This is a genomic window from Siculibacillus lacustris (genome assembly GCF_004328075.1).
Taxonomy (GTDB): domain Bacteria; phylum Pseudomonadota; class Alphaproteobacteria; order Rhizobiales; family Ancalomicrobiaceae; genus Siculibacillus; species Siculibacillus lacustris.
This window is the reverse complement of sequence record NZ_SJFN01000005.1, coordinates 34,368-55,386: the sequence shown is the minus strand read 5'-3', so window position 1 is coordinate 55,386 and position 21,019 is coordinate 34,368. Positions and strand designations below refer to the sequence as shown.

General features: G+C 70.3%; 19 protein-coding genes. 15 read left to right on the top strand and 4 right to left on the bottom strand.

Going from position 1 to position 21,019, the window contains the following annotated elements; translation table 11 throughout:
* Positions 1-38 precede the first annotated feature (38 nt).
* Positions 39-533, bottom strand: coding sequence for a winged helix-turn-helix transcriptional regulator (locus EYW49_RS04850; protein WP_228259495.1), 495 nt, complete (start codon positions 531-533; stop codon positions 39-41).
* 94 nt (positions 534-627) lie between these two features.
* Between EYW49_RS04850 and EYW49_RS04845 the strand changes: the two genes are divergently transcribed.
* Entirely contained in the window at positions 628-1,287 is a 660-nt protein-coding gene (locus tag EYW49_RS04845) for a glutathione S-transferase family protein (RefSeq protein ID WP_131306781.1), read from the top strand.
* 13 nt (positions 1,288-1,300) lie between these two features.
* Here EYW49_RS04845 and EYW49_RS04840 read toward each other — a convergent pair whose 3' ends face one another.
* Positions 1,301-2,245: a tyrosine recombinase XerC gene (locus EYW49_RS04840; protein WP_131306779.1), complete on the bottom strand. Its 945-nt coding sequence runs from the start codon at positions 2,243-2,245 to the stop codon at positions 1,301-1,303.
* A 209-nt stretch (positions 2,246-2,454) separates the two neighbouring features.
* Between EYW49_RS04840 and EYW49_RS04835 the strand changes: the two genes are divergently transcribed.
* The 8 genes from EYW49_RS04835 to EYW49_RS04800 all read left to right on the top strand — a co-directional run bounded on the left by EYW49_RS04835 (position 2,455) and on the right by EYW49_RS04800 (position 13,035).
* Positions 2,455-4,677, top strand: coding sequence for a primosomal protein N' (locus EYW49_RS04835; protein WP_228259494.1), 2,223 nt, complete (start codon positions 2,455-2,457; stop codon positions 4,675-4,677).
* A gap of 221 nt (positions 4,678-4,898) precedes the next feature.
* On the top strand, positions 4,899-5,462 hold the full coding sequence (locus EYW49_RS04830; protein WP_131306775.1) for a F0F1 ATP synthase subunit delta: 564 nt from the start codon (positions 4,899-4,901) through the stop codon (positions 5,460-5,462).
* The gene (gene atpA, locus EYW49_RS04825) at positions 5,462-6,991 is read left to right on the top strand and encodes a F0F1 ATP synthase subunit alpha (RefSeq protein WP_131306773.1); all 1,530 of its coding nucleotides are present in this window, start codon (positions 5,462-5,464) and stop codon (positions 6,989-6,991) included. Before EYW49_RS04830 ends, atpA begins: the two co-directional genes overlap by 1 nt.
* A 97-nt stretch (positions 6,992-7,088) precedes the next feature.
* Positions 7,089-7,967, top strand: coding sequence for a F0F1 ATP synthase subunit gamma (locus EYW49_RS04820; RefSeq protein WP_131306771.1), 879 nt, complete (start codon positions 7,089-7,091; stop codon positions 7,965-7,967).
* Between the two features lie 24 nt (positions 7,968-7,991).
* On the top strand, positions 7,992-9,431 hold the full coding sequence (atpD, locus tag EYW49_RS04815) for a F0F1 ATP synthase subunit beta (RefSeq protein ID WP_131306769.1): 1,440 nt from the start codon (positions 7,992-7,994) through the stop codon (positions 9,429-9,431).
* 77 nt (positions 9,432-9,508) lie between these two features.
* Positions 9,509-9,922, top strand: coding sequence for a F0F1 ATP synthase subunit epsilon (locus EYW49_RS04810; RefSeq protein WP_131306767.1), 414 nt, complete (start codon positions 9,509-9,511; stop codon positions 9,920-9,922).
* A 172-nt stretch (positions 9,923-10,094) separates the two neighbouring features.
* The gene (locus tag EYW49_RS04805) at positions 10,095-11,477 is read left to right on the top strand and encodes a hypothetical protein (protein WP_131306765.1); all 1,383 of its coding nucleotides are present in this window, start codon (positions 10,095-10,097) and stop codon (positions 11,475-11,477) included.
* Positions 11,478-11,631: 154 nt separating this feature from the next.
* Positions 11,632-13,035 (top strand): COG3904 family protein, encoded by a 1,404-nt coding sequence (locus tag EYW49_RS04800; protein ID WP_131306763.1) that lies wholly within the window; start codon positions 11,632-11,634, stop codon positions 13,033-13,035.
* A gap of 11 nt (positions 13,036-13,046) precedes the next feature.
* On the opposite strand, the gene EYW49_RS04795 is transcribed toward EYW49_RS04800, so the two are convergent.
* Positions 13,047-13,562 carry an RNA pyrophosphohydrolase gene (locus EYW49_RS04795; RefSeq protein WP_131306761.1) on the bottom strand — a complete coding sequence of 172 codons (516 nt, stop codon included), beginning with the start codon at positions 13,560-13,562 and terminating at the stop codon, positions 13,047-13,049.
* A 317-nt stretch (positions 13,563-13,879) separates the two neighbouring features.
* On the opposite strand from EYW49_RS04795, the gene rsfS reads away from it, so the two are divergent.
* The 5 genes from rsfS to EYW49_RS04770 all read left to right on the top strand — a co-directional run bounded on the left by rsfS (position 13,880) and on the right by EYW49_RS04770 (position 18,817).
* Positions 13,880-14,269, top strand: a complete 390-nt coding sequence (gene rsfS / locus EYW49_RS04790; RefSeq protein ID WP_131306759.1) for a ribosome silencing factor — start codon at positions 13,880-13,882, stop codon at positions 14,267-14,269.
* A gap of 27 nt (positions 14,270-14,296) precedes the next feature.
* Positions 14,297-14,776: a 23S rRNA (pseudouridine(1915)-N(3))-methyltransferase RlmH gene (gene rlmH / locus EYW49_RS04785; RefSeq protein WP_131306757.1), complete on the top strand. Its 480-nt coding sequence runs from the start codon at positions 14,297-14,299 to the stop codon at positions 14,774-14,776.
* A gap of 132 nt (positions 14,777-14,908) precedes the next feature.
* Positions 14,909-16,183 (top strand): murein hydrolase activator EnvC family protein, encoded by a 1,275-nt coding sequence (locus EYW49_RS04780; RefSeq protein WP_131306754.1) that lies wholly within the window; start codon positions 14,909-14,911, stop codon positions 16,181-16,183.
* Positions 16,180-17,523, top strand: coding sequence for a S41 family peptidase (locus EYW49_RS04775; RefSeq protein WP_206365383.1), 1,344 nt, complete (start codon positions 16,180-16,182; stop codon positions 17,521-17,523). Before EYW49_RS04780 ends, EYW49_RS04775 begins: the two co-directional genes overlap by 4 nt.
* 94 nt (positions 17,524-17,617) lie before the next feature.
* Complete coding sequence (locus tag EYW49_RS04770) at positions 17,618-18,817, top strand: divergent polysaccharide deacetylase family protein (protein ID WP_131306752.1); 1,200 nt, start codon at positions 17,618-17,620, stop codon at positions 18,815-18,817.
* A 46-nt stretch (positions 18,818-18,863) separates the two neighbouring features.
* Here the strand turns inward: EYW49_RS04770 and EYW49_RS04765 are convergent, their stop codons facing one another.
* Positions 18,864-19,913, bottom strand: coding sequence for an aldo/keto reductase (locus tag EYW49_RS04765; RefSeq protein ID WP_131306750.1), 1,050 nt, complete (start codon positions 19,911-19,913; stop codon positions 18,864-18,866).
* Positions 19,914-20,084: 171 nt separating this feature from the next.
* Here EYW49_RS04765 and EYW49_RS04760 point away from each other — a divergent pair, with 171 nt between their 5' ends.
* Positions 20,085-21,002: a LysR family transcriptional regulator gene (locus tag EYW49_RS04760; RefSeq protein ID WP_131306748.1), complete on the top strand. Its 918-nt coding sequence runs from the start codon at positions 20,085-20,087 to the stop codon at positions 21,000-21,002.
* Positions 21,003-21,019 lie beyond the last annotated feature (17 nt).

Genomic DNA, 21,019 nt, shown 5'->3' with positions numbered 1-21,019 from the left:
CGGGGCGCCGCAGGGCGCCCCGTCTTCGTTTGGGGGTCTCAGTCCCCGCGCCGGACGAGGGCGTTCCGGTAGGCGGCCTGCAGTTCGGCGAACACCGAGCGCGCCGGGCGTGGCGCGCCGAGATGCAGGTGGCGCAATTCGTCCATGAAGGCGTTCCACAGATCCGGGCCGCCGACCTCCAGCAACTCGGCGCGGACCGAGAGTTCGACGCTTGCGGCGGTGTGCCGCCGCCCCCAGGCGCCCATGTGGGCCAGGAGCGGGACCAACTGGATCGATGCCTCGGTCAGGCTGTAGATCCCCTTCTGGCGGTGGCTCGGGTCATCGCGGCGGGTCAGCAGCCCCGCGCGGACCAGACGCTTGAGGCGGTCGGCGAGAATGTTCGAGGCGATCTTCTCCTCGCTCCCGGACAGCAGCGCCCCATAGCTGCGGCGATTGCCGAACATCAGGTCGCGAATGACGATCAGGCTCCAGGGATCCCCGAGCCGTTCGAGCGTGAGGTTGATGGGGCAGCCCGATCGCTCCGTCTGAACCACTGCCGAACCTCGCCGCATCTACTTGCATCATGCAAGTGGTCTGGATATGGTGGGACCGCATGCAGGACGCAAGTGGTAACGGATGGAGGCAACGATGTCGCTGGTGCTCTACGGCCATCCCTTCTCGTCCTATACCCAGAAGGCCCTGATCGCCCTCGACGAGACCGCCACACCGTTCGAGTTCCGCAGCCTCGATCCGCAGTTTCCGGACAACATCGCGGACTGGCTGAGCCGTTGGCCGCTGCGCAAGTTTCCGCTGCTGCTCGACGGCGACCGTCAGGTGGTGGAGACCAGCATCATCGTCGAATACCTGCAGATCGCCCATCCCGGTCGCCATCCGCTGCTGCCCGACGACCCGATGGCGGCGCTGACCGTGCGCTTCCTCGACCGCTTCTTCGACCTCCATGTGATGGACCCGGTGCAGCTCGCCGTCGGGGCGAAATTGGGCACGCTACCGATGAACCCCGAGGCGGGCCACACGCTCGCGGCCGCGCGCCTCGACTGCGCCTATGGCTGGCTCGAAACCCACTTGACCGGGAAGACCTGGGCGGCGGGCGAGACCTTCACGCTGGCGGACTGTGCCGCGGCGCCGTCGCTGTTCTACGCCGACTGGACCCACCCGATCGCCGAGAGCCATCCGACCTTGCGCGCCTATCGCGCGCGGCTGCTGGCGCGCCCGTCGGTCGCCCGCGCCGTCGACGGCGGCCGGCCGTTCCGCCACTACTTTCCCCTCGGCGCTCCCGATCGGGACTGACGTCCGCGGCGCCTCAAGCCCGCGGATGGGTCTTCTGCCAGACTTCGAGCAGGCGGACCGAATCGACCTCGGTATAGATCTGGGTGGTCGACAGGCTGGCGTGGCCGAGCAGCTCCTGGATGGTGCGGAGATCGCCGCCGGCGCCGAGCAGGTGGGTGGCGAAGGCGTGGCGCAGGGCGTGCGGCGTGGCGCTGTCGGGCAGGCCCAGGGCGCCGCGCAGGCGCTCCATCGCCAGCTGGATCAGGCGCGGCGACAGCGGCCCGCCCTTGGCGCCGCGGAACAGCGGCTGATCGGCGTCGAGCGCATAGGGGCAGCGGGCGATGTAGTCCTCGATCGCCCGCCCGACGATCGGCAGGACCGGCACGATCCGGGTCTTGCCGCCCTTGCCGGTGACCCGCAGGGCGCGGGCGCCGGCGATCGGTGCGTCGCGGCGCAGGATCGACAGGGCCTCGGCGATGCGCAGGCCGCAGCCGTAGAGCAGCGCGAAGACCGCGGCGTCGCGGGCGGCGATCCAGGCTTCCGCGGCGAGGCTCTCGGCGGGATCGACGAGGCGGCGGGCGGCCGCGGCGGCGACCGGATGGGGCAGGCTGCGGCCGGCCTTCGGCGCGTGGACCGCCCGATAGGGGGCGGCATTGAGCCCGTCGCGGCGCTCCAGGAAACGGGCGAGCGAACGCACCCCGGCGAGATTGCGGCCGAGGGTGCGGGCGCCGACGCCTTCGGTGCGGCGGCGGGCGAGGAAGGCGCGCAGGTCCGCCGGCCGCACTTCCGAGAGGCGGGCAATCGTCGGCGGTTCGCCGAAATGGCCCGTGAGGAAGCGCAGGAACTGGTCGACGTCGCGGTCGTAGGCTTCGAGCGTCTCGGGCGAGACGCGGCGCTCGAGGCCGAGGTGACGGCGCCAGCGCTCGAGCGCCTCGGCGAGATCGGGCGCGGCGATGATCAGCAGCTCGGCGCCGGCCATGAATCGTCCTCCGTCGCCGCGCGGTCGCGGGTCTTCGACGATGGCCCGTCAGGGTGAACGCACCGTTAATGCGCACCTTCGCGACACCCGACCGATGCCTGCGCCGGCGAGCCGAATCGGGCGGGCTCGCCTGCGTCGTCCGCTCCGCCTATCCTGACCCCGGCGATCGCTCCCGGCGAGTCGCTTGTCTCCGTTCCGTGAGTCCGCGCGTGCCCGCACCGACCTCCGATCTCTTCGCGAAGACCGCCCCCGCGGGCCCGCGCGTCGTGCCGGTGCTGGTGCCGGTGGCGCTCGACGTCGCCTATTCCTACCGGGTGCCGCTCGACGGCGACGCGCCGGTCGGGTCGATCGTCGAGGTGCCGCTCGGACCGCGGCGGGTGCTCGGGGTGGTGTGGGACGAGGAGCCGGGCGGGCGGGGGCTTTCGACCGGTGACAACCGGCTGCGCGAGATCGTGCGGGTGTTCGACGTGCCGCCGTTGGCGCCGGCGATGCGGCGCTTCGTCGACTGGGTCGGCCGCTACTATCTGGTGCCGCGCGGCATGGTGCTGCGGATGGTGCTCAGGGCGCCGGAGGCGCTGGAGCCGGAGGCGCCGGTCCGCGGCGTGCGCCGGGCCGGGCCGCCGCCGGAGCGGCTGACGGCGGCGCGGGCGCGGGTGCTCGAGGTCTTGGCCGGCGACTTCGCGTGGTCGCGCGGCGGGCTGGTGGCGGCGGCGGCGGTGTCGGCGAGCGTCGTCGACGGGCTGATCGCCCAGGGCACGCTGGAGGAGGTGTGGCTGCCGTCGGGTCTGCCGCCGGGGCGGCCGGATCCGAGCTACGGGGCGCGCGACCTCAATCCCGATCAGGCGGCGGCGGCGGCGGCGCTGCGCGCGGCGGTGGCCGAGGGCGGGTTCCGGGTCGACCTCCTCGACGGGGTGACCGGGTCGGGCAAGACCGAAGTTTATTTCGAGGCGGTGGCGGCGACGGTGGCGGCGGGGCGGCAGGCGCTGGTGCTGTTGCCGGAGATCGCCCTGACCGCCGAGTTCCTCGATCGATTCGTGGCGCGCTTCGGGGTCAAGCCGGCGGAATGGCATTCCGACGTGGCGCCGAAGACCCGGGCGCGGGTGTGGCGTGGGGTGGCGACCGGCGACGTGGCGGTGGTGGTGGGGGCGCGCTCGTCGCTGTTCCTGCCCTTCGCCGACCTCGGGTTGGTGGTCGTCGACGAGGAACACGACGGCGCCTACAAGCAGGAGGACGGCGCGGTCTATCACGCCCGCGACATGGGGGTGGTGCGCGGCCGGCTCGGCGACTTCCCGGTGATTCTGGCCTCGGCGACGCCGTCGCTGGAGAGCTGGGTCAACGCCGAGCAGGGGCGCTACCGGCGGCTGAGCCTGCCGTCGCGGGCCGGGGCCGGGCGGCCGCCGGCGATCGTCGCGCTCGACCTGCGGCGGCCGGCGCCGGAGCGCGGGCGCTTCCTGTCGCCGATCCTCGCCGCGGCAGTGCGCGACACGGTGGCGGCGGGGCGCCAAGCCTTGTTGTTCCTCAATCGCCGCGGCTATGCGCCGCTGACCCTGTGCCGGAGCTGCGGCCATCGCTTCGAATGCCCCAACTGCTCGACCTGGCTGGTCGAACACCGGTTCCGCGGGGTGCTGACCTGCCATCACTGCGGCCACACGGTGCGCCGGCCCGACTCCTGTCCCGAATGCGGCGAGCTCGATGCGCTGGTCGCCTGCGGCCCGGGCATCGAGCGAATCGCCGAGGAGGCGGCCGAGTTGTTCCCCGACGCCCGGCGGCTGGTGCTGTCCTCGGACCTGCCGGGCGGCACGGCGCGGATGAAGCTCGAGCTCGCCGCCTTCGCCAAGGGCGAGGCTGACATCGTGATCGGCACGCAAATTCTCGCCAAGGGCCACAATTTTCCGCTGCTGGCGCTGGTCGGAGTGGTCGACGCCGACCTCGGCCTCGCCCAGGGCGATCCGCGCGCCGCCGAGAAGACCTTTCAGTTGATCCAGCAGGTCACCGGGCGCGCCGGCCGGTCGGAGGCGGGGGCGCGGGCCTTCGTGCAGACCCGGGCGCCCGAGCATCCGGTGCTCAGGGCGATCATCGCCGGTGACCGCGACGGATTCTACGACAGCGAGATCGCCGAGCGGCGCCGGGCGGGCTTGCCGCCGTTCGGTCGGCTGGCCGGTCTGATCGTCTCGGCCGACGCCCGCGAGCCGGCCTTCGCCCAGGCACGGGCACTGGCTCTCGCTGCACCGCAACAGGACGAGGTCACGGTGCTCGGTCCGGCGGAGGCGCCGATCGCCGTGGTGCGCGGGCGCCATCGCTTCCGGCTGCTGGTCCAGGTGGCGCGCCACGTCGACCTCCAGGCCTTCCTCCGGCGATGGATGGCGGCGGCACCGGCGGCCACCGGGGGGGTGCGGGTGCAGATCGACGTCGATCCGCAGAGCTTCTTGTAAAGGCTCACGGATCCGCCCCCGATCGAGCTGCGCCGTGTTAGACTTTCGGAAATCTCGCCGGAGGTGCAGTTGCGTCGGTCCGTTCGCCTATGCTAGGACACGTCGACTTCGGGGGAAAAACTCGGCGCGAGCGCTTCAAGCCGAGAAAATTCAATGATTTGAAGGGTGTCCGGAGCGGTTGCCGCATCGTATGCCCGACTTGGCGTGGGGGTTCCTGACCGGTGGCAGAGACGACTTCGATCGTATCCGGCGTGGCTCGGCGCTATGCGAGCGCGCTGTTCGAAGTGGCCCGCGAGGGTGACGCCGTCGACCAGGTCGGCCGCGACCTCGATGCCTTCGGAGCGGCCATCGCCGAGAGCGCGGATCTCGCCCGACTGGTGCGCAGCCCGGTGTTCTCGGCCGACGAGCAGACGCGGGCGGTCGAAGCCGTCCTGGCGGCGCTCGGCGTCGGCGGCTTCGCAGCCAACTTCATTTCTCTTGCAGCGCGCAATCGTCGCCTGTTCGTTCTCCCCGACATGATCCGGGCCTATGCCCAGTTCGCTGCGGCGCACCGTGGCGAAGTGGCGGCCGAGGTCACGTCGGCTCGACCCCTCGCCGAGGACCAGGTCTCCTCGCTCGAAACGGCGCTCCAGGGCGTCGCGGCGGGTGGACGGATCCGGATCGTCCCGAAGGTGGATCCCTCGATCATCGGCGGCCTCATCGTCAAGGTGGGCAGCCGGATGATCGATACTTCACTGAAGACGAAACTCACTTCTCTCAAGGTCGCACTGAAAGAGGTCCGCTGATGGATATTCGGGCGGCGGAAATTTCCGCAATCCTCAAGGAGCAGATCAAGAACTTCGGCCAGGAAGCCGAAGTTTCCGAGGTCGGCCAGGTTCTCTCCGTCGGTGACGGCATCGCGCGCGTTCATGGCCTCGACAAGGTCCAGTCCGGCGAGATGGTCGAGTTTGCCAATGGCACGCGCGGCATGGCGCTGAATCTCGAGGTCGACAACGTCGGCATCGTGATCTTCGGCTCCGACCGCGACATCGCCGAAGGCGACGTCGTCAAGCGGACCGGATCGATCGTCGACGTCCCCGTCGGCAAGGGTCTGCTCGGTCGCGTCGTCGACGCGCTCGGCAATCCGATCGACGGCAAGGGTCCGATCGACACGTCCGAGCGTCGCCGCGTCGACGTCAAGGCGCCGGGCATCATCCCGCGCAAGTCGGTGCACGAGCCGATGTCGACCGGCCTCAAGGCGGTCGACGCGCTGATCCCGATCGGCCGTGGCCAGCGCGAGCTGATCATCGGCGATCGCCAGACCGGCAAGACGGCGATCGCGCTCGACACGATCCTGAACCAGAAGTCGGTCAACGCGACCGGCGACGAGGGTCAGAAGCTCTACTGCGTCTATGTCGCGATCGGCCAGAAGCGCTCGACCGTGGCCCAGTTCGTCAAGGTGCTCGAAGAGCAGGGCGCCCTGGAGTACTCGATCATCGTGGCGGCCACCGCCTCCGATCCGGCGCCGATGCAGTTCATCGCGCCCTTCGCCGGCTGCGCCATGGGCGAGTTCTTCCGCGACAACGGCATGCACGCGGTCATCATCTACGACGACTTGTCCAAGCAGGCCGTCGCCTATCGCCAGATGTCGCTGCTGCTGCGCCGCCCGCCGGGCCGCGAAGCCTATCCGGGCGACGTGTTCTATCTGCATTCCCGCCTGCTCGAGCGCGCGGCGAAGCTGAACAAGGACAACGGTCTCGGCTCGCTGACCGCGCTGCCGGTGATCGAGACCCAGGCCAACGACGTCTCCGCCTATATTCCGACCAACGTGATCTCGATCACCGACGGTCAGATCTTCCTGGAGACCGATCTGTTCTACCAGGGCATCCGCCCGGCGGTGAACGTCGGCCTGTCGGTGTCTCGCGTCGGCTCCTCCGCCCAGATCAAGGCGATGAAGCAGGTCGCCGGCAAGATCAAGGGCGAGCTCGCGCAGTATCGCGAGATGGCGGCCTTCGCTCAGTTCGGCTCCGACCTCGATGCGGTCACCCAGCGTCTGCTCAACCGCGGCGCGCGTCTGACCGAACTCCTGAAGCAGCCGCAGTTCTCGCCGCTGAAGACGGAAGAGCAGGTCTGCGTGATCTATGCCGGCATCAACGGCTATCTCGACGGCATCCCGGTCGGCAAGGTCGGTGCCTACGAGGCGGGTCTGTTGCGCCTGCTGCGCTCCGAACACGGCGAGCTGCTCGCCGGCATCCGCGACAAGCGGGAGCTGACCAGCGAACTCGGCGCCAAGCTGAAGAGCCTGGTCGAGAGCTACACCAAGTCCTTCGCCTGACGGACGAGGATCGTGCGACCCGCGTGGGACAACCGCGCGGGTCGTGGACGGTGGGACGGGGCCTCTCGGGTCCCGCGCGCGAGAACAGGACGGCCCGATGCCGAGCTTGAAGGATCTGCGAAATCGCATCGCCTCGGTGAAGGCGACGCAGAAGATCACGAAGGCCATGCAGATGGTCGCCGCGGCCAAGCTGCGGCGCGCCCAGCAGGCGGCCGAAGCGGCGCGTCCCTTCGCGGAGCGGATGGCCTCGGTGCTCGCCAATCTGGCCGGCGCCTACGAGGGTCGCGCCGACGCGCCGGTGCTGCTCGCCGGCAACGGCCGTTCGGACGTCCATCTGCTGGTGGTCTGCACCGCCGAACGCGGGCTGTGCGGCGCCTTCAATTCGTCGATCGCCCGTCTCGCCCGCGACACCGCCCATCGGCTGATCGCCGAGGGCAAAGAGGTCAAGATCCTCTGCGTCGGGCGCAAGGGCGCCGACCAGTTGCGCCGGCTGTTCGCCGACAAGATCGTCGAGGTGATCGAGTTCAAGGCGGTGCGTCAGCTGACCTTCGACCATGCCGACGGGGTCGGTCGCAAGATCCGGGCGATGTTCGAGGCCGGCGAGTTCGACGTCGCGACGCTGTTCTTCTCGCGCTTCAAGTCGGTGATCCAGCAGGTCCCGACCGCGCATCAGCTGATCCCGGCACAGGTGCCCACGGGGGCGGTTTCGACGGTCGGCGGCGCGATCTACGAGTGCGAGCCGGGCGAGGAAGAGATCCTCGCGGACCTGCTGCCGCGCAATCTGTCGACGCAGGTGTTCCGGGCGCTGCTCGAGAATGCCGCCTCCGAACAGGGCGCGCGCATGTCGGCGATGGACAGCGCGACGCGCAATGCGGGTGAAATGATCAAGAAGCTGACGACGACCTACAACCGGTCGCGCCAGGCGATGATCACCAAAGAACTCATCGAAATCATCTCGGGCGCCGACGCGGTCTGAGTCTTTATTCAGAGGAACATCACGATGGCTGACAAGAAGATCGGTCGCATTCGGCAGGTGATGGGTGCCGTCGTCGACGTTCAGTTCGACGACCATCTTCCGGCGATCCTGAACGCGCTCGAAACCTGGAACAACGGCTCGCGGCTGGTTCTCGAAGTCGCCCAGCATCTCGGCGAGACCACGGTCCGCACGGTGGCGATGGACTCCTCCGAGGGCCTCGCCCGCGGTCAGGAAGTGGTCGACACCGGCCTGCCGATCGCCGTGCCGGTCGGTCCGGGCACCCTCGGCCGCATCATGAACGTCATCGGCGAGCCGGTCGACGAACTCGGCCCGATCGTCCACACCGAGCGCCGCCCGATCCACGCCGACGCTCCGACCTTCGCCGAGCAGTCGACGGAAGCCGAGATCCTGGTCACCGGCATCAAGGTCGTCGACCTGCTCGCACCCTATTCCAAGGGCGGCAAGATCGGCCTGTTCGGCGGCGCCGGCGTCGGCAAGACCGTGCTGATCATGGAACTGATCAACAACGTCGCCAAGGCGCACGGCGGGTATTCGGTGTTCGCCGGCGTCGGCGAACGCACCCGCGAGGGCAACGATCTCTACTACGAGATGATCGAGTCCAAGGTGAACGTCGACCCGAAGGAGCACGGCGGTTCGGCCGCGGGCTCGAAGTGCGCGCTGGTCTACGGCCAGATGAACGAGCCCCCGGGCGCGCGCGCCCGCGTCGCGCTGGCCGGTCTGACCGTCGCCGAATCGTTCCGTGACGAAGGCCAGGACGTGTTGTTCTTCGTCGACAACATCTTCCGCTTCACCCAGGCCGGCTCGGAAGTGTCGGCGCTGCTCGGCCGCATCCCCAGCGCCGTGGGCTATCAGCCGACGCTGGCGACCGAGATGGGCGCCCTGCAGGAGCGCATCACCACCACCAACAAGGGCTCGATCACCTCGGTGCAGGCGATCTACGTCCCCGCCGACGACCTGACCGACCCGGCGCCGGCCGCCTCCTTCGCCCATCTCGACGCGACCACGGTTCTGTCGCGCTCGATCGCCGAGAAGGGCATCTATCCGGCGGTCGATCCGCTCGACTCGACCAGCCGCATCCTGTCGCCCCTGGTGATCGGTGAAGAGCACTACGGCGTCGCCCGCCAGGTGCAGCAGATCCTCCAGCGCTACAAGGCGCTGCAGGACATCATCGCCATTCTCGGCATGGACGAACTGTCGGAAGAGGACAAGATCGCGGTCGCCCGCGCCCGCAAGATCGAGCGCTTCCTCAGCCAGCCGTTCCACGTCGCCGAAGTGTTCACCGGGTCGCCGGGCAAGCTGGTCGACCTCAAGGACACCATCCGCGGCTTCAAGGGCCTGTGCGAAGGCGTCTACGATCACCTGCCGGAGGCCGCCTTCTACATGGTCGGCACCATCGAAGAGGCGGTCGAGAAGGCCAAGAAGCTGGCCGCCGAAGCGGCCTGATCGGGCCCGCGCACGGACCGGGGGACCCTCCCCCGGCCGAGCTCCCTCCCGTCAGGGAACGTTGAGAAGAGGCACCCATGGCCGAAGGCTTCAAGTTCGAGCTGGTCTCCCCGGCGCGTCTGGTCCTCTCCGAGGAAGCGACGCAGGTCGTCGTGCCCGGCTCCGAGGGCGACTTCACCATGCTCAAGGGCCATTCGCCGTTCATGACGACGGTGCGGCCGGGCGTGGTCGAGGTCACCGTGAGCGGCGGCCGCATCGCCCGGATCTTCGTGCGCGGCGGCTTCGCCGACGCTTCGCCGGCCGGGCTGACGATCCTCGCCGAACAGGCGATTCCGGTCGAAGAGCTCAAGGCCGACGTGATCGCCCGCGAGATCCAGGACGCCGAAGAGGACGTCGCCGACGCGTCGACCGACGAGGTCAAGCGCGTCGCCCAGGAGAAGCTCGATCAGCTCAGGGCGGTGTTCGCCGCCACGACGCCGGCCGGTCACTGATCGCACCGGTACGACGGTTTCCGCGAAGGCCCCGATCGTCGATCGGGGCCTTCGTCGTATCGGGTTCAACCCGAAGTGGCGTCGAACGGCGCCCGCCTCTAGAGTTTCCGGTGCGGGGAGGGCGGTGCCGGGGGCGGGCTCCGGCCGTCGCCCCGCGCGCACGGAAGCCGCCATGCGTCGCCTCGCACCGATCCCGATCCTCGTCGTCTGTCTCTCCGGGATGTTCGGCTTCGCCGAAGGCGTCTCGGCGGCGCCGCCGGTCGCGGCGAGCCCGCCGACCCCGACCGTCGCGGCGGATCGGGCGATGGTGCCGATGCGGGTCCTGGTGGTCCGCGAGGATCGCCCGGGTTGCGGCACCACCTGCGCCGAATGGATCTCGGCGGAGGGCGACTTCGTCGACCGGACGCCGTTGGACTTTCAGAGGATCTTCTGGGCCCTCGGCGCCCGAACGCTGCCGGTGCTGATGCATTCGCGCGGCGGCTCGATGGAGGCGGCTCTCGAGGTCGGTCGGCTGCTGCGGCAGCACCACGCCGCGGTGGCGGTGGCCCGGACCATCCTGCCGACCTGCCTCGACCCCGATTCGGCCTGCCGGGAATGGCGCGGCACCTCTCTGGTGGGCCGGCCGGCGGAGACCGGCCTGTGCCTTTCGGCCTGCGTGGCGGCGCTCGCCGGCGGCGAGGTTCGACTGGCGGGACCGGAGACGGTGGTCGGGGTGCATCTGGTTCGGGCGCCGCAACGGGTCTTGCGCGAAACGCGCATGCGCTATCGTCGCGACGAGGACGGCAATCGCATCGAGCTCGGACCCGAACCGACCGGGGAGAGCCTGACGATCCCGCCGTATACGATCGCGCCCGGCGATCCCTACTACGAGACGATCGCGCGCTTCTATCGCGAGATGGGGCTGATCGACGGCCTCGTGCCGCTGATGGAGAGCGCGCCACCGTCGGGGATCCGGCTCGTGACTCCTCGCGAAAGGGCGGCGTTGCGCCTCACGACGGGGCCGCAGACGGTCGGCTCGCTTCTTCCCGGGATCACGCCGGCGCGTCTGGTCGGTCCGATCGAGGTCGCCGATCCGGCCGTGCCGCGGATCTATCGGCCGATCGTGCCGGTGATGCAGTGGGCGGTGGCGGAACTGCGCCTGTCGGACGGCGGCTCCGTCGCCTTGCGCTTCGACGGAATCATCGGCGCGCGGACGGTCAATTGGATCGTCGCGGTCGATCGCGTGCGCCTGCCCGCGCGGGCCGTGGGCGTGGGGTTTCGCATGGTGACCGCCGAACGGGTGCACCGGGCCTTCGCGTTGCCGCGGCCACGGCCCGCGCCCGGGGAAGCGCCCGCTCCGGCGGTGCCGCCGGCGGGATCGATGGCCACGGCGGACTTCTGCGCGCTCGCTCGCGCGCCGATGGTGGTCCTTCAACTGCTCCACCGGGCGCAGCGGCACCGGATCCAGATCGTTCGCACCGCCGACCGCACCCGCCTGCCCGAACTCGAGCCGATGCGGGCGCTGCTGTGCCGATCGGTGTCGAACGTCGCGGCGGTGGCGCCGGCGTTCCGCTGATCGCCGGCGCTTCGGGCGCGGGAGACGGCCAATCGGCCCGGCGACTCACAGCTCCTCGGGGCGCACGCCCCAGTGGAGGTGGGCGGGATCTCGGTATAGGCTGACCGCGCCGGGGCTGTCTCGGGCGGTGCCCCTCGCGCATGGAGCCACGACCATGTCTCTTGCGTTCCGAATCGTGGCGAGCCTGCTGCTCTCGATCCTGGCGGCGGCCCCGGTTGCCGCCGAACCCCTGTCACCCCGGCCGGCGCCGCCCCCTGCGGCGCCCCCGAAGGCGCCGATGCGGGTGCAGGTGGTGCGCGAGGATCATCCCGACTGCGGCACGACCTGCGCCGAATGGATCTCGGCGGAAGGCGATTTCGTCGAAGAGACGCCGAAGGCCTTCCGCGAGCTGTTCAAGACGATCGGCGACCGCCGTCTGCCGATCCTGATGCATTCACGGGGCGGTTCGACCGAGGCGGCACGGGAGGTCGGGCGGCTGTTGCGCCGGCGCCATGCGGCGCTGACGGTCAATCGCACGCTGTTCTCGGACTGTGCGACCTCGGATGCGGCCTGCCGGAGCGGCAGCGCGACGCCGCGCAAGGGTCTGCCGCTGTTGCTCGGCGACTGCCTGTCGGCCTGCGTCTTCGCGCTGGCCGGGGCGGAGACCCGCCTCGCCGGCCTGTGGAGCCGAGTCGGGGTGCATCAGGTCCATGCCGAAGGACGGGTGCTGAAGAAATACCGGGTGTTCTACAAGCTCGAGGGCGGCCGCAAGGTCGAGACCGGGCGCGAGCTGATTTCCGAGGAACATCAGGCGATCCCGCCGATGACGATCGAGCCGGGGGCGCAGCTCTACCACGACTTCGCCGCCTATTTCCGCGAGATGGGGGTCGGCGACGGGGTGGTGCCGTTGATGGAGAGCACGCCGCCGAGCGGCATCCGCATCCTGACCCGCAGCGAACTCGAGACGACGCATCTGGTCACCGGATGGGGCGACTGGCGGGCGGTGATGCCGAGCATGGCCGGTCCGGGGGGCACCGCCGAGGCCGGGCGGATCACCACGGTCGTCGTCCGTCCGGTCTCGCCGCCGGCCTCCGGCCTCGTCAGGCCGGTCGAGCCCGCCGCGGTCGACGGCGCGCCGGTCGCGCGCGGCGTCACCGCCTGGGCGACGACGGTCTGGTTGCGCGACGGCGCCGGCGCGAACACCGATCTCGTCACCTTCGAATTCCGTCCGGCCGCCGAGGCCGGGAGCCTCGACTGGCGCGTCGCGGTGCCGGGGGCGACCCTTCCCGACGCCGTCGTCGATCCCTCTCTCCGCCTGGACCTCGCCGGAGGGACGTCCTCGACGGCGGTCGCGCCGGCGGCCGACGAMCCCGCCCCCGCCGCAACCGATGGCTCTCGCCGACCGGTGATTCTGGTCGGCCGCCTTCCGTTCGCCGATTTCTGCCGGCTCGGCCGCGACCCGCCCGCCGCCTATCGGCTCGCCTACGCGCGCGCGGATCGCACCCGGGTGGTGCGGTCGGGGACGATCGCCCCCTTGCGGGGGCTGCCTCGAATGGGAGCAACGGTCTGCCCGCGGTGACCCGCGCGGATTCAGGCCTCGGTGCCCCAGTCGCGGAAGGCCTCGACGACCTTCTCGTAGACCGGGCGCTTGAAGGGGACGACCAGGGCCGGCAGGTTCTCCAGCGGCTCCCAGCGCCATTCGGCGAATTCGCGCTCACCGGCCGGCGGTTCGGCGATGTTGATCTCGCTCTCCTCGCCCTCGAAGCGGAAGGCGAACCATTTCTGGGTCTGGCCGCGCCACTTGTACTTCCAGCGGTCGCCGACCACGTCGCGCGGGATGTCGTAGGACAGCCACTCGGGCGCTTCGCCGAGCACGGTCGCGGAACGGACGTTGGTCTCTTCCCAGAGCTCGCGGCGCGCCGCTTCGTAAGGGTCCTCGCCGGGATCGATGCCGCCCTGGGGCATCTGCCACTGGTGGCCCTCGGAGACGTGTTCGACCAGATCCTGGTCGGCGCGGCGGCCGATCCACACCAATCCCGAGCGATTGAACAGGCAGATGCCGACGCAGGGACGGTAGGGCAGGCTCTCGAATTCGACCGGAGTCATGGGTACACCTCGACGGGATCGGGCGGGGATCGGCGGGACCTGCCTCCCCATAACCGATCGCGATCCCGCCGTCACGACCCCGCCGTGTCGCGCGACTCGGTGGTGCGACTTGAAATCTTCGTCATTAGTCGCCACTCTGGTTGCGTCGGGTCGTAGGATCCGACCGGAGTCGCGAGTGTCGGGCATCGATCGAGTGTAGTGCGGTCCGTCGCGCCCGTGACGCCGTCCCTCGAGAGGAGGTCACTCATCTGACCATCACCGCGATCCCGCAGGACGTGGCCGTCCACGCTCCGACCTCTACCGTCCGCAATGCCGCCATGTCGGCCTATCCGGACGAAACAACGCTCGCCAAGGCCGTCGCCGCGAGCCTCGACAATTCCAAAGCCGAAGACATCGTCGTCATCGACGTCCGCGACCGATCCTCGCTCGCCGACATCATGATCGTCGCCTCCGGTCGGTCGCACCGCCACGTCGGCGCCATCGCCGAGCGGCTGTTCGACGATCTGCGCGACGTCGGCGTCCATGACCCGCGGGTCGAGGGCCTGCCCCACTGCGACTGGGTGCTGGTCGATCTCGGCGACGTGCTGGTTCATCTGTTCCGCCCCGACGTGCGCGGCTTCTACAATCTCGAGAAGATGTGGTCGGGTGAGGCGCCGGCTCCGGTCGCGCCGCGGCCGGCGGTGGTGCGACCGGTCGCCGAGGCGTGAGGCCGCGCGGACGCGACGGGTGACCAGGTGCGGGTGACGATCGGAGCGGTCGGCCGGATGAAGTCCGGGCCGGAACGCGAACTCCTGGAACGCTACCTCGACCGCGCCGGCAAGCTCGGGCGGACGCTCGGGATCGGGCGCGTCGAAGTGCGCGAGTTCGGCGAATCGCGGGCGGCACGCGCCGAAGACCGCAAGGCCGAGGAGGCCGCGGCGATTCTCGCGGCGGTCGGCGAGACGGGGACGGTGATCGCCCTCGACGAAGGCGGGACCGCGCTCGATTCGCCGGGTTTCGCGGCGTGGATCGGGGCGCGGCTGGGCGGCGGCTCGGATCTGTGGCTGCTGATCGGCGGCGCCGACGGCCACGGCGAGGCGGTGCGGCGTCGCGCCGATCTGGTGCTGGCCTTCGGCGCTTTGACCTGGCCGCACCAGATGGTACGCATTCTCGCCGCCGAACAGATCTATCGGGCGACGACGATCCTCGCCGGACACCCCTATCACCGGACCTGACCGCCGTTCGCCGACGGCGGCACCGTCGGCGGCGGCACGGCGCCACCAGGACGAACGCCGCGCATGACGCCCCGCGACCCCTCCGACCGGCCGATCCGAACCGTCCCGCCCGGGCGACGCCGGTGGTCGACGATGGCGGCGGCGGCGTGGGTGCTGGCGCTCGTCTGTGTTCCGGCGGGGGCGCAAGAGGCGCGGCCGGCGCCGCCGGCGGCGGTCGAGGCGCCGAGCGACGCCGCGGCGCGCCGGGCGACGACGCGGGCCGAGCTCGAGGCGATCCAGCACGACGTCGAACTGGGGCGCGAGCGGCAGGCCGAGATCCGCCGCGAGATCGACGCGCTGGAGCGCGACCGCACCCGAGTGGCCGAGCGGCTGGTGGAGAGCGCGACCCGCACACGGGCGCTGGAGGCGGCGTTGACCGCCGGCGAGGCGCGCATCGACGGGCTCGACGGGCGGGCGGCGGTGATCCGTGCGTCGCTGTCGGCCCGGCGCGGGGTGCTCGCCGACGTGTTGGCGGCGTTGCAACGAATCGGCCGCAAGCCGCCGCCGGCGATCCTGGTGCGGCCGGAGGACGCCCGCGGCGCGGTGCGCAGCGCCATCCTGGTCGGGGCGCTGCTGCCGGGGCTCAGGGCCGAAGCGGAGACGCTGCTCGCCGATCTCGAGGCGCTGGAGGCGCTGAAGGCGACGGCGGCCGGCGAGCGCGATCGCTACCGCGCCGAGGCCGGCGACCTCGCCTCGGAGCGGACGCGACTCGAATTGCTGATCGAGGAACGGCGTCGATCGAAGAGCGATCAGGAGCGTCGGCTCGCGGATGAGAGCCGGCGTACCGCCGAATCGGCCCAGAAGGCCGCCGGTCTCGAAGAGTTGATCGGACGTCTGGATCGCGAGGCGGTGGTGCGTCCGCCGCCGCCCGAGGCTGAAAAGAAGCTCGCGGCGCTCGGTGACGCCGGTCGGCTGCAACCGGCCTTCGCTTTCGCCGAAGCCCGCGGAAAGCTGCCACAGCCCGTCGGAGGGCCGGTGGTGCGCCATTGGGGCGAGGACGATGGTTTCGGGGCCCCGAGCCGCGGCGTGACCTTCGCGGCGCGCACCGACGCCCGGGTGAGCAGCCCCTGCGACGGTTGGGTGATCTTCCTCGGACCGTTTCGCTCCTACGGTAAACTCTTGATCATCAATGGCGGCGGCGGATATCATGTCGTGCTCGCCGGTCTCGCCCGGATCGACGTCGAGGCGGGGCAGTTCGTGTTGGCCGGGGAGCCGGTCGGCACGATGGGAGGAGGCGGTCCCGCGGCGACGACCACCGCAGCAGGCCCGGAACGTTCGGCGCTCTACGTCGAGTTCCGCAAGGACAACACCTCGATCGATCCCTCGCCGTGGTGGGCAAGTACTCGTGACGAGAAGGTTCGCGGATGATGCGCAAAGTTTCGCTGTTGGTGATGGGAATGCTGATGGGGGCGGGTGTCGTCGTCGGCATCGGTCAGGGTAGGCAGTTCATCGCCGGCAACGCGGTCGCGGCCGCCGCCGACACCTACCGACAGCTCAACCTGCTCGGCGACGTGTTCGATCGGATTCGATCGGAATATGTCGAGCAGCCCGACGACGCCAAGCTCGTGGAATCGGCGATCAACGGCATGTTGACCTCGCTCGACCCCCACTCGAGCTACATGACGCCGAAGAGCTTCAAGGACATGCAGCAGCAGAACCGCGGCGAGTTCGGCGGTCTCGGCATCGAAGTGACCATGGAAGACAGCCTGGTCAAGGTGGTGACGCCGATCGACGACACGCCGGCGGCCCGCGCCGGCATCCGCGCCGGCGACATCATCACCCATCTCGACGGCGAACCGGTGCTCGGGCTCAGCCTCAATCAGGCGGTCGACAAGATGCGCGGTGCGGTCAACGCGCCGATCACCCTGACGGTCAAGCGCGACGGCGCCGAGAAGCCGCTGGAGATGAAGATCGTCCGCGACATCATCCGCATCAAGTCGGTGCGCTTCCGCGAGGAGGGCGGCGACGTCGGCTATCTGCGGATCACCCAGTTCACCGAGCAGACCACCGACGGTCTGCGCGAGGCGCTGGACAAGATCACCAAGGACATCCCGAGCGACAAGCTCAAGGGCTACGTGCTCGACCTGCGCAACAATCCCGGCGGCCTGCTCGATCAGGCGATCTCGGTCTCCGACGCCTTCCTGGAGCGCGGCGAGATCGTCTCGACCCGCGGCCGCAACGCCGACGAGACCCAGCGCTTCAACGCCCGCTCCGGCGACCTCAGCAAGGGCAAGCCGGTGATCGTGCTGATCAACGGCGGCTCGGCCTCGGCCTCGGAGATCGTCGCCGGCGCCCTGCAGGACCACAAGCGGGCGACCTTGATCGGCACCCGCTCGTTCGGCAAGGGCTCGGTCCAGACGATCATCCCGCTCGGCCAGAACGGTGCGATCCGCCTGACCACGGCGCGCTACTACACGCCGTCGGGCCGGTCGATCCAGGCCAAGGGCATCGCCCCGGACATCGAGATCATCCAGGACACCCCGGAAGACCTCAAGGGCAAGGACGACACCAAGGGCGAAGCCAGCCTGAAGGGTCATCTGAAGAACCCGACCGACGGGACGCCGACCGAGGAGAAGACCGGTTCGCAGGCCTACGTGCCGCCCGACGTCAAGGACGACAAGGCGCTGAACTTCGCCTTCGACCTGCTGCGTGGCGTCAAGTCGTCGGCCGCCTTCCCGCCCGACCCCAAGACGGCGGTGGCCAACTGAGGCCGCAAGCCCTGCCGCGGGCGTGATCGTCCGCGGCGGCCGCTCAGGCTGATCGCGACGGACGGGACCCGCGGACGGCGGCAGGAACGGACTCATGGCCGACGATCTCTCCGCCCCCCTCGGACTCCGCTCGGTACGCCGCCGCTGGTGGAAACGGCTGCCCTTCGGGGTGGTCGGCGGCTTGCTGATGGCGCTGGTGGCGACGATCGTCGGCATCTGGGTGGCGGTGATCCGCGATCCGACCGGCGGCCAGCCGATGGCGGTGGCTTCCATCGACCGGGTCAAGACCGGCATCGCCCGCGCCGACGTCGCCGTATCGGTCGCCGATTCGGCCCGACCCGCGGCGCCGGCCGAAACCCCGCCGATGGTCGCCGGGGAACCAGGCGCGGCGGGCGCGGCGGGCGCGGCGCGGCCGGCCGGCGAGGCCGCCGAGGCCGGCGGCGACTCGGGCGTGGCCCGACGGGTGCCCGAAGCGGTCGAGGGCCAGCCGCTGTCGACGGCGCCGGTGGCGCGGGTCACGGAAAAGGGCAAATACGGGCTGATGCCGCGCATCGCCTCGGACGGCAGCCGACCGCTCGACGTCTATGCCCGGCCGGCGGCCCGGCGGCCGCAGACGACCGCCAAGGTGGCGCTGATCGTCGGCGGGCTCGGGCTCAGCCAGACCGGCACCCAGGAGGCGCTGCGGGTGCTGGCGCCGGAGGTGACGCTGGCCTTCGCGCCCTACGGGTCGAGCCTCGATCGCTGGATGGCGCGGGCGCGCGGCGACGGCCACGAGCTCCTGCTGCAGATCCCGATGGAGCCCTTCGACTATCCCGACAACGATCCCGGTCCGCACACCCTGCTGACCTCGGCGGCGGCCGACGTCAATCTCGACCGGCTGGCCTGGCTCCTGACGCGGACCACCAACTACGTCGGCGTGGTCAACCACATGGGCGCCAAGTTCACCGCCAACGAGGCGGTGCTCGGCGGAATCCTGCGCGAATTGGCGGGGCGGGGCCTGATGTTCGTCGACGACGGCTCGTCGAGCCGCTCGACCGGCGATCAGGCGGCGCGGTCGGTGAAGATGCCCTTCGCGCGCGGCGACGTCGGCATCGACGTAGTGGCCAGCGACGACGCGATCGAGGCGCGGCTCGCCCAGCTCGAACAGGTGGCCCGCGCCAAGGGCAGCGCGATCGGCGTGGCCAATGCTCTGCCGATCACCCTGCGCCATCTCCAGACCTGGACCAAGGAGCTCGAGGCCCGCGGTCTGGTGCTGGTGCCGATCAGCGCCACGGCGCGCACCGGCCCCAGCTGAGACGTCCCGCGCCGCCCCGGGGGCGACGCGAGGTCATGGGCCGATTTCACTTCAGCGAGGCGGCCGGGATCAGGTCGCTCGGCCCGAGGCGGTCGGACGCGGTCCAGGCCTGATGCCAATAGGGATAGAGCAGCGGCGGCCGGCTGACGGCGTCGAGGCGGGCGAGTTCGTCGGCGTCGAGTTTCACTTCGGCGGCGGCGAGGTTGTCGAGGAGTTGCGCCTCGGTGCGGGCGCCGATCACCACCGTCGAAACCGCCGGGCGCGACATCACCCAGGCGAGCGCGATGCGGGCGGCGGAGACGCCGCGGGCGTCGCCGATCGCCACCAGTTCGTCGACGATGGTCCACAACCGCTCGTGATCGCGGATCGGCGGTTCCGGCCAGCCGGCCAGCAGCCGGGTGCCTTCGGGGCTGACGTCGCGGCGATGCTTGCCGGACAACAGGCCGCCGGCCAGCGGGCTCCACACCAGGATGCCGAGGCCCTGGTCGAGAGAGATCGGCAGCAGTTCGTATTCGGCCTCGCGGGCCTCCAGCGTGTAGTGGATCTGCTGGCTGACGAAGCGCTGGCGATGGTCGCGTTCGGCGACGCCGAGGGCCTTCATGATGTGCCAGCCGGCGAAGTTGGAACAGCCGACGTAGCGGACCTTGCCCTGGCGGACGAGGCTGTCGAGGGCTTCCATGATCTCCTCGACCGGGGTCAGGCCGTCCCACTGGTGGACCTGATAGAGGTCGATGGCGTCGGTGCGCAGGCGCTTCAGGCTGGCTTCGCAGGCGCGGATCAGGTGATGGCGCGACAGGCCGCGATCGTTGGGGCCGTCGCCCATGGCGTAGCGGGCCTTGGTGGCGATCAGCACGCCCTTGGCATAGCGATGTTCGAGAACCTCGCCGACGATCTCCTCGGACAGGCCGGCGGAATAGACGTCGGCAGTGTCGATCAGATTGACCCCGGCATCGACGGCGGTGTCGATCAGGCGGCGGGCGCCGGCGAGGTCGACCGAGCCGACCTGGGCGAACTTGCCACCGCCGCCGATGGTCATGGTTCCGAGCGTCAGGGCCGAGACCTTGAGGCCCGAGCGGCCGAGCAGGCGATACTCCATGGATTCTCATCCTTCGTTGAGCCGAGACGTCTCGCCGGCGGTCGGCCGGTTGCCGAGCCGCGGCGGGTGGTCTCTCCGACCAAAGGTCTAACCGCTCACGTCTCAGCTTTCAAATTGAATTGTACGGTGTTATTGAGCATCCAATCCGAACAATCATCGGCGGACGCCCCTTTGGATCTCAAACAGCTCGAACAGTTCGTGGTGGTCGCCGAGGAGCGCCACTTCACCCGCGCGGCGCGCCGGCTCAACATGGTGCAGTCGGGCCTGTCGGCGGCGATCCGCGGCCTCGAGGAAGAGCTCGGCGGGCCGCTGTTCCTGCGTTCGACCCGGCGGGTCGACCTCACGCCGGCCGGCGAAGTGTTGCTCGGCGAGGCGCGGCGGGTGCTGGAGACGGTGCGCAACGCCCGTCAGGCGGTGACCGACGTGCACGGGCTGTCCCGCGGCCGGCTGCGCATCGCGGCGATCCAGAACCCGGCGCCCTTCGTCGACCTCGCCCGATCGCTCGGCCGTTTCCGCGCCGCCCACGAAGGCATCGAGATCGACCTCGCCTTCGACGGCTCGACGCCGCTGTTCGAGGAGGTCCGCGACGGCCGTTTCGACGTCGCCTTCACCCAGCCGCGCGAGCCGCTGCCGCCGGGGGTGACGATGCGGATGATCGCCTGCGAAGGCTTGGTGGTGGCCTGTGCGCCGGATCACCGTCTGGCCGGGGCCGAAGACATCGCGCTCGCCGAGCTCGCCCAGGAGATCTTCGTCGAACTGAAACCCGACTGGGGCCTGCGGCGGCTGGTCGATCGGGCCTTCGCGGCGGCGGGGCTGACGCGGCGGATCGGCTTCGAGGTCAACGATCCGGCTATCGTGCTCGATCTGGCGGCGCAGGGGCTGGGGATCGCCCTGGTGCCCGAATCGATCGCCGCGGTGCGCCAGGGCGACGGCGGTCAGCCGCCGATCGCGGTGGCGGCGATCCGGCCCGATCAGGAACCGTGCTGGGAACTGGCGGTGGCCTTCCGCGGCACCGACGGCGAAGCCGAGAACCGCGTCGCCGCCGCCTTCCTCGCCCATCTGGTGGTCGCCGCGCCGCCCGCGGGGTGAGCGCGGTCGGGTTTGCG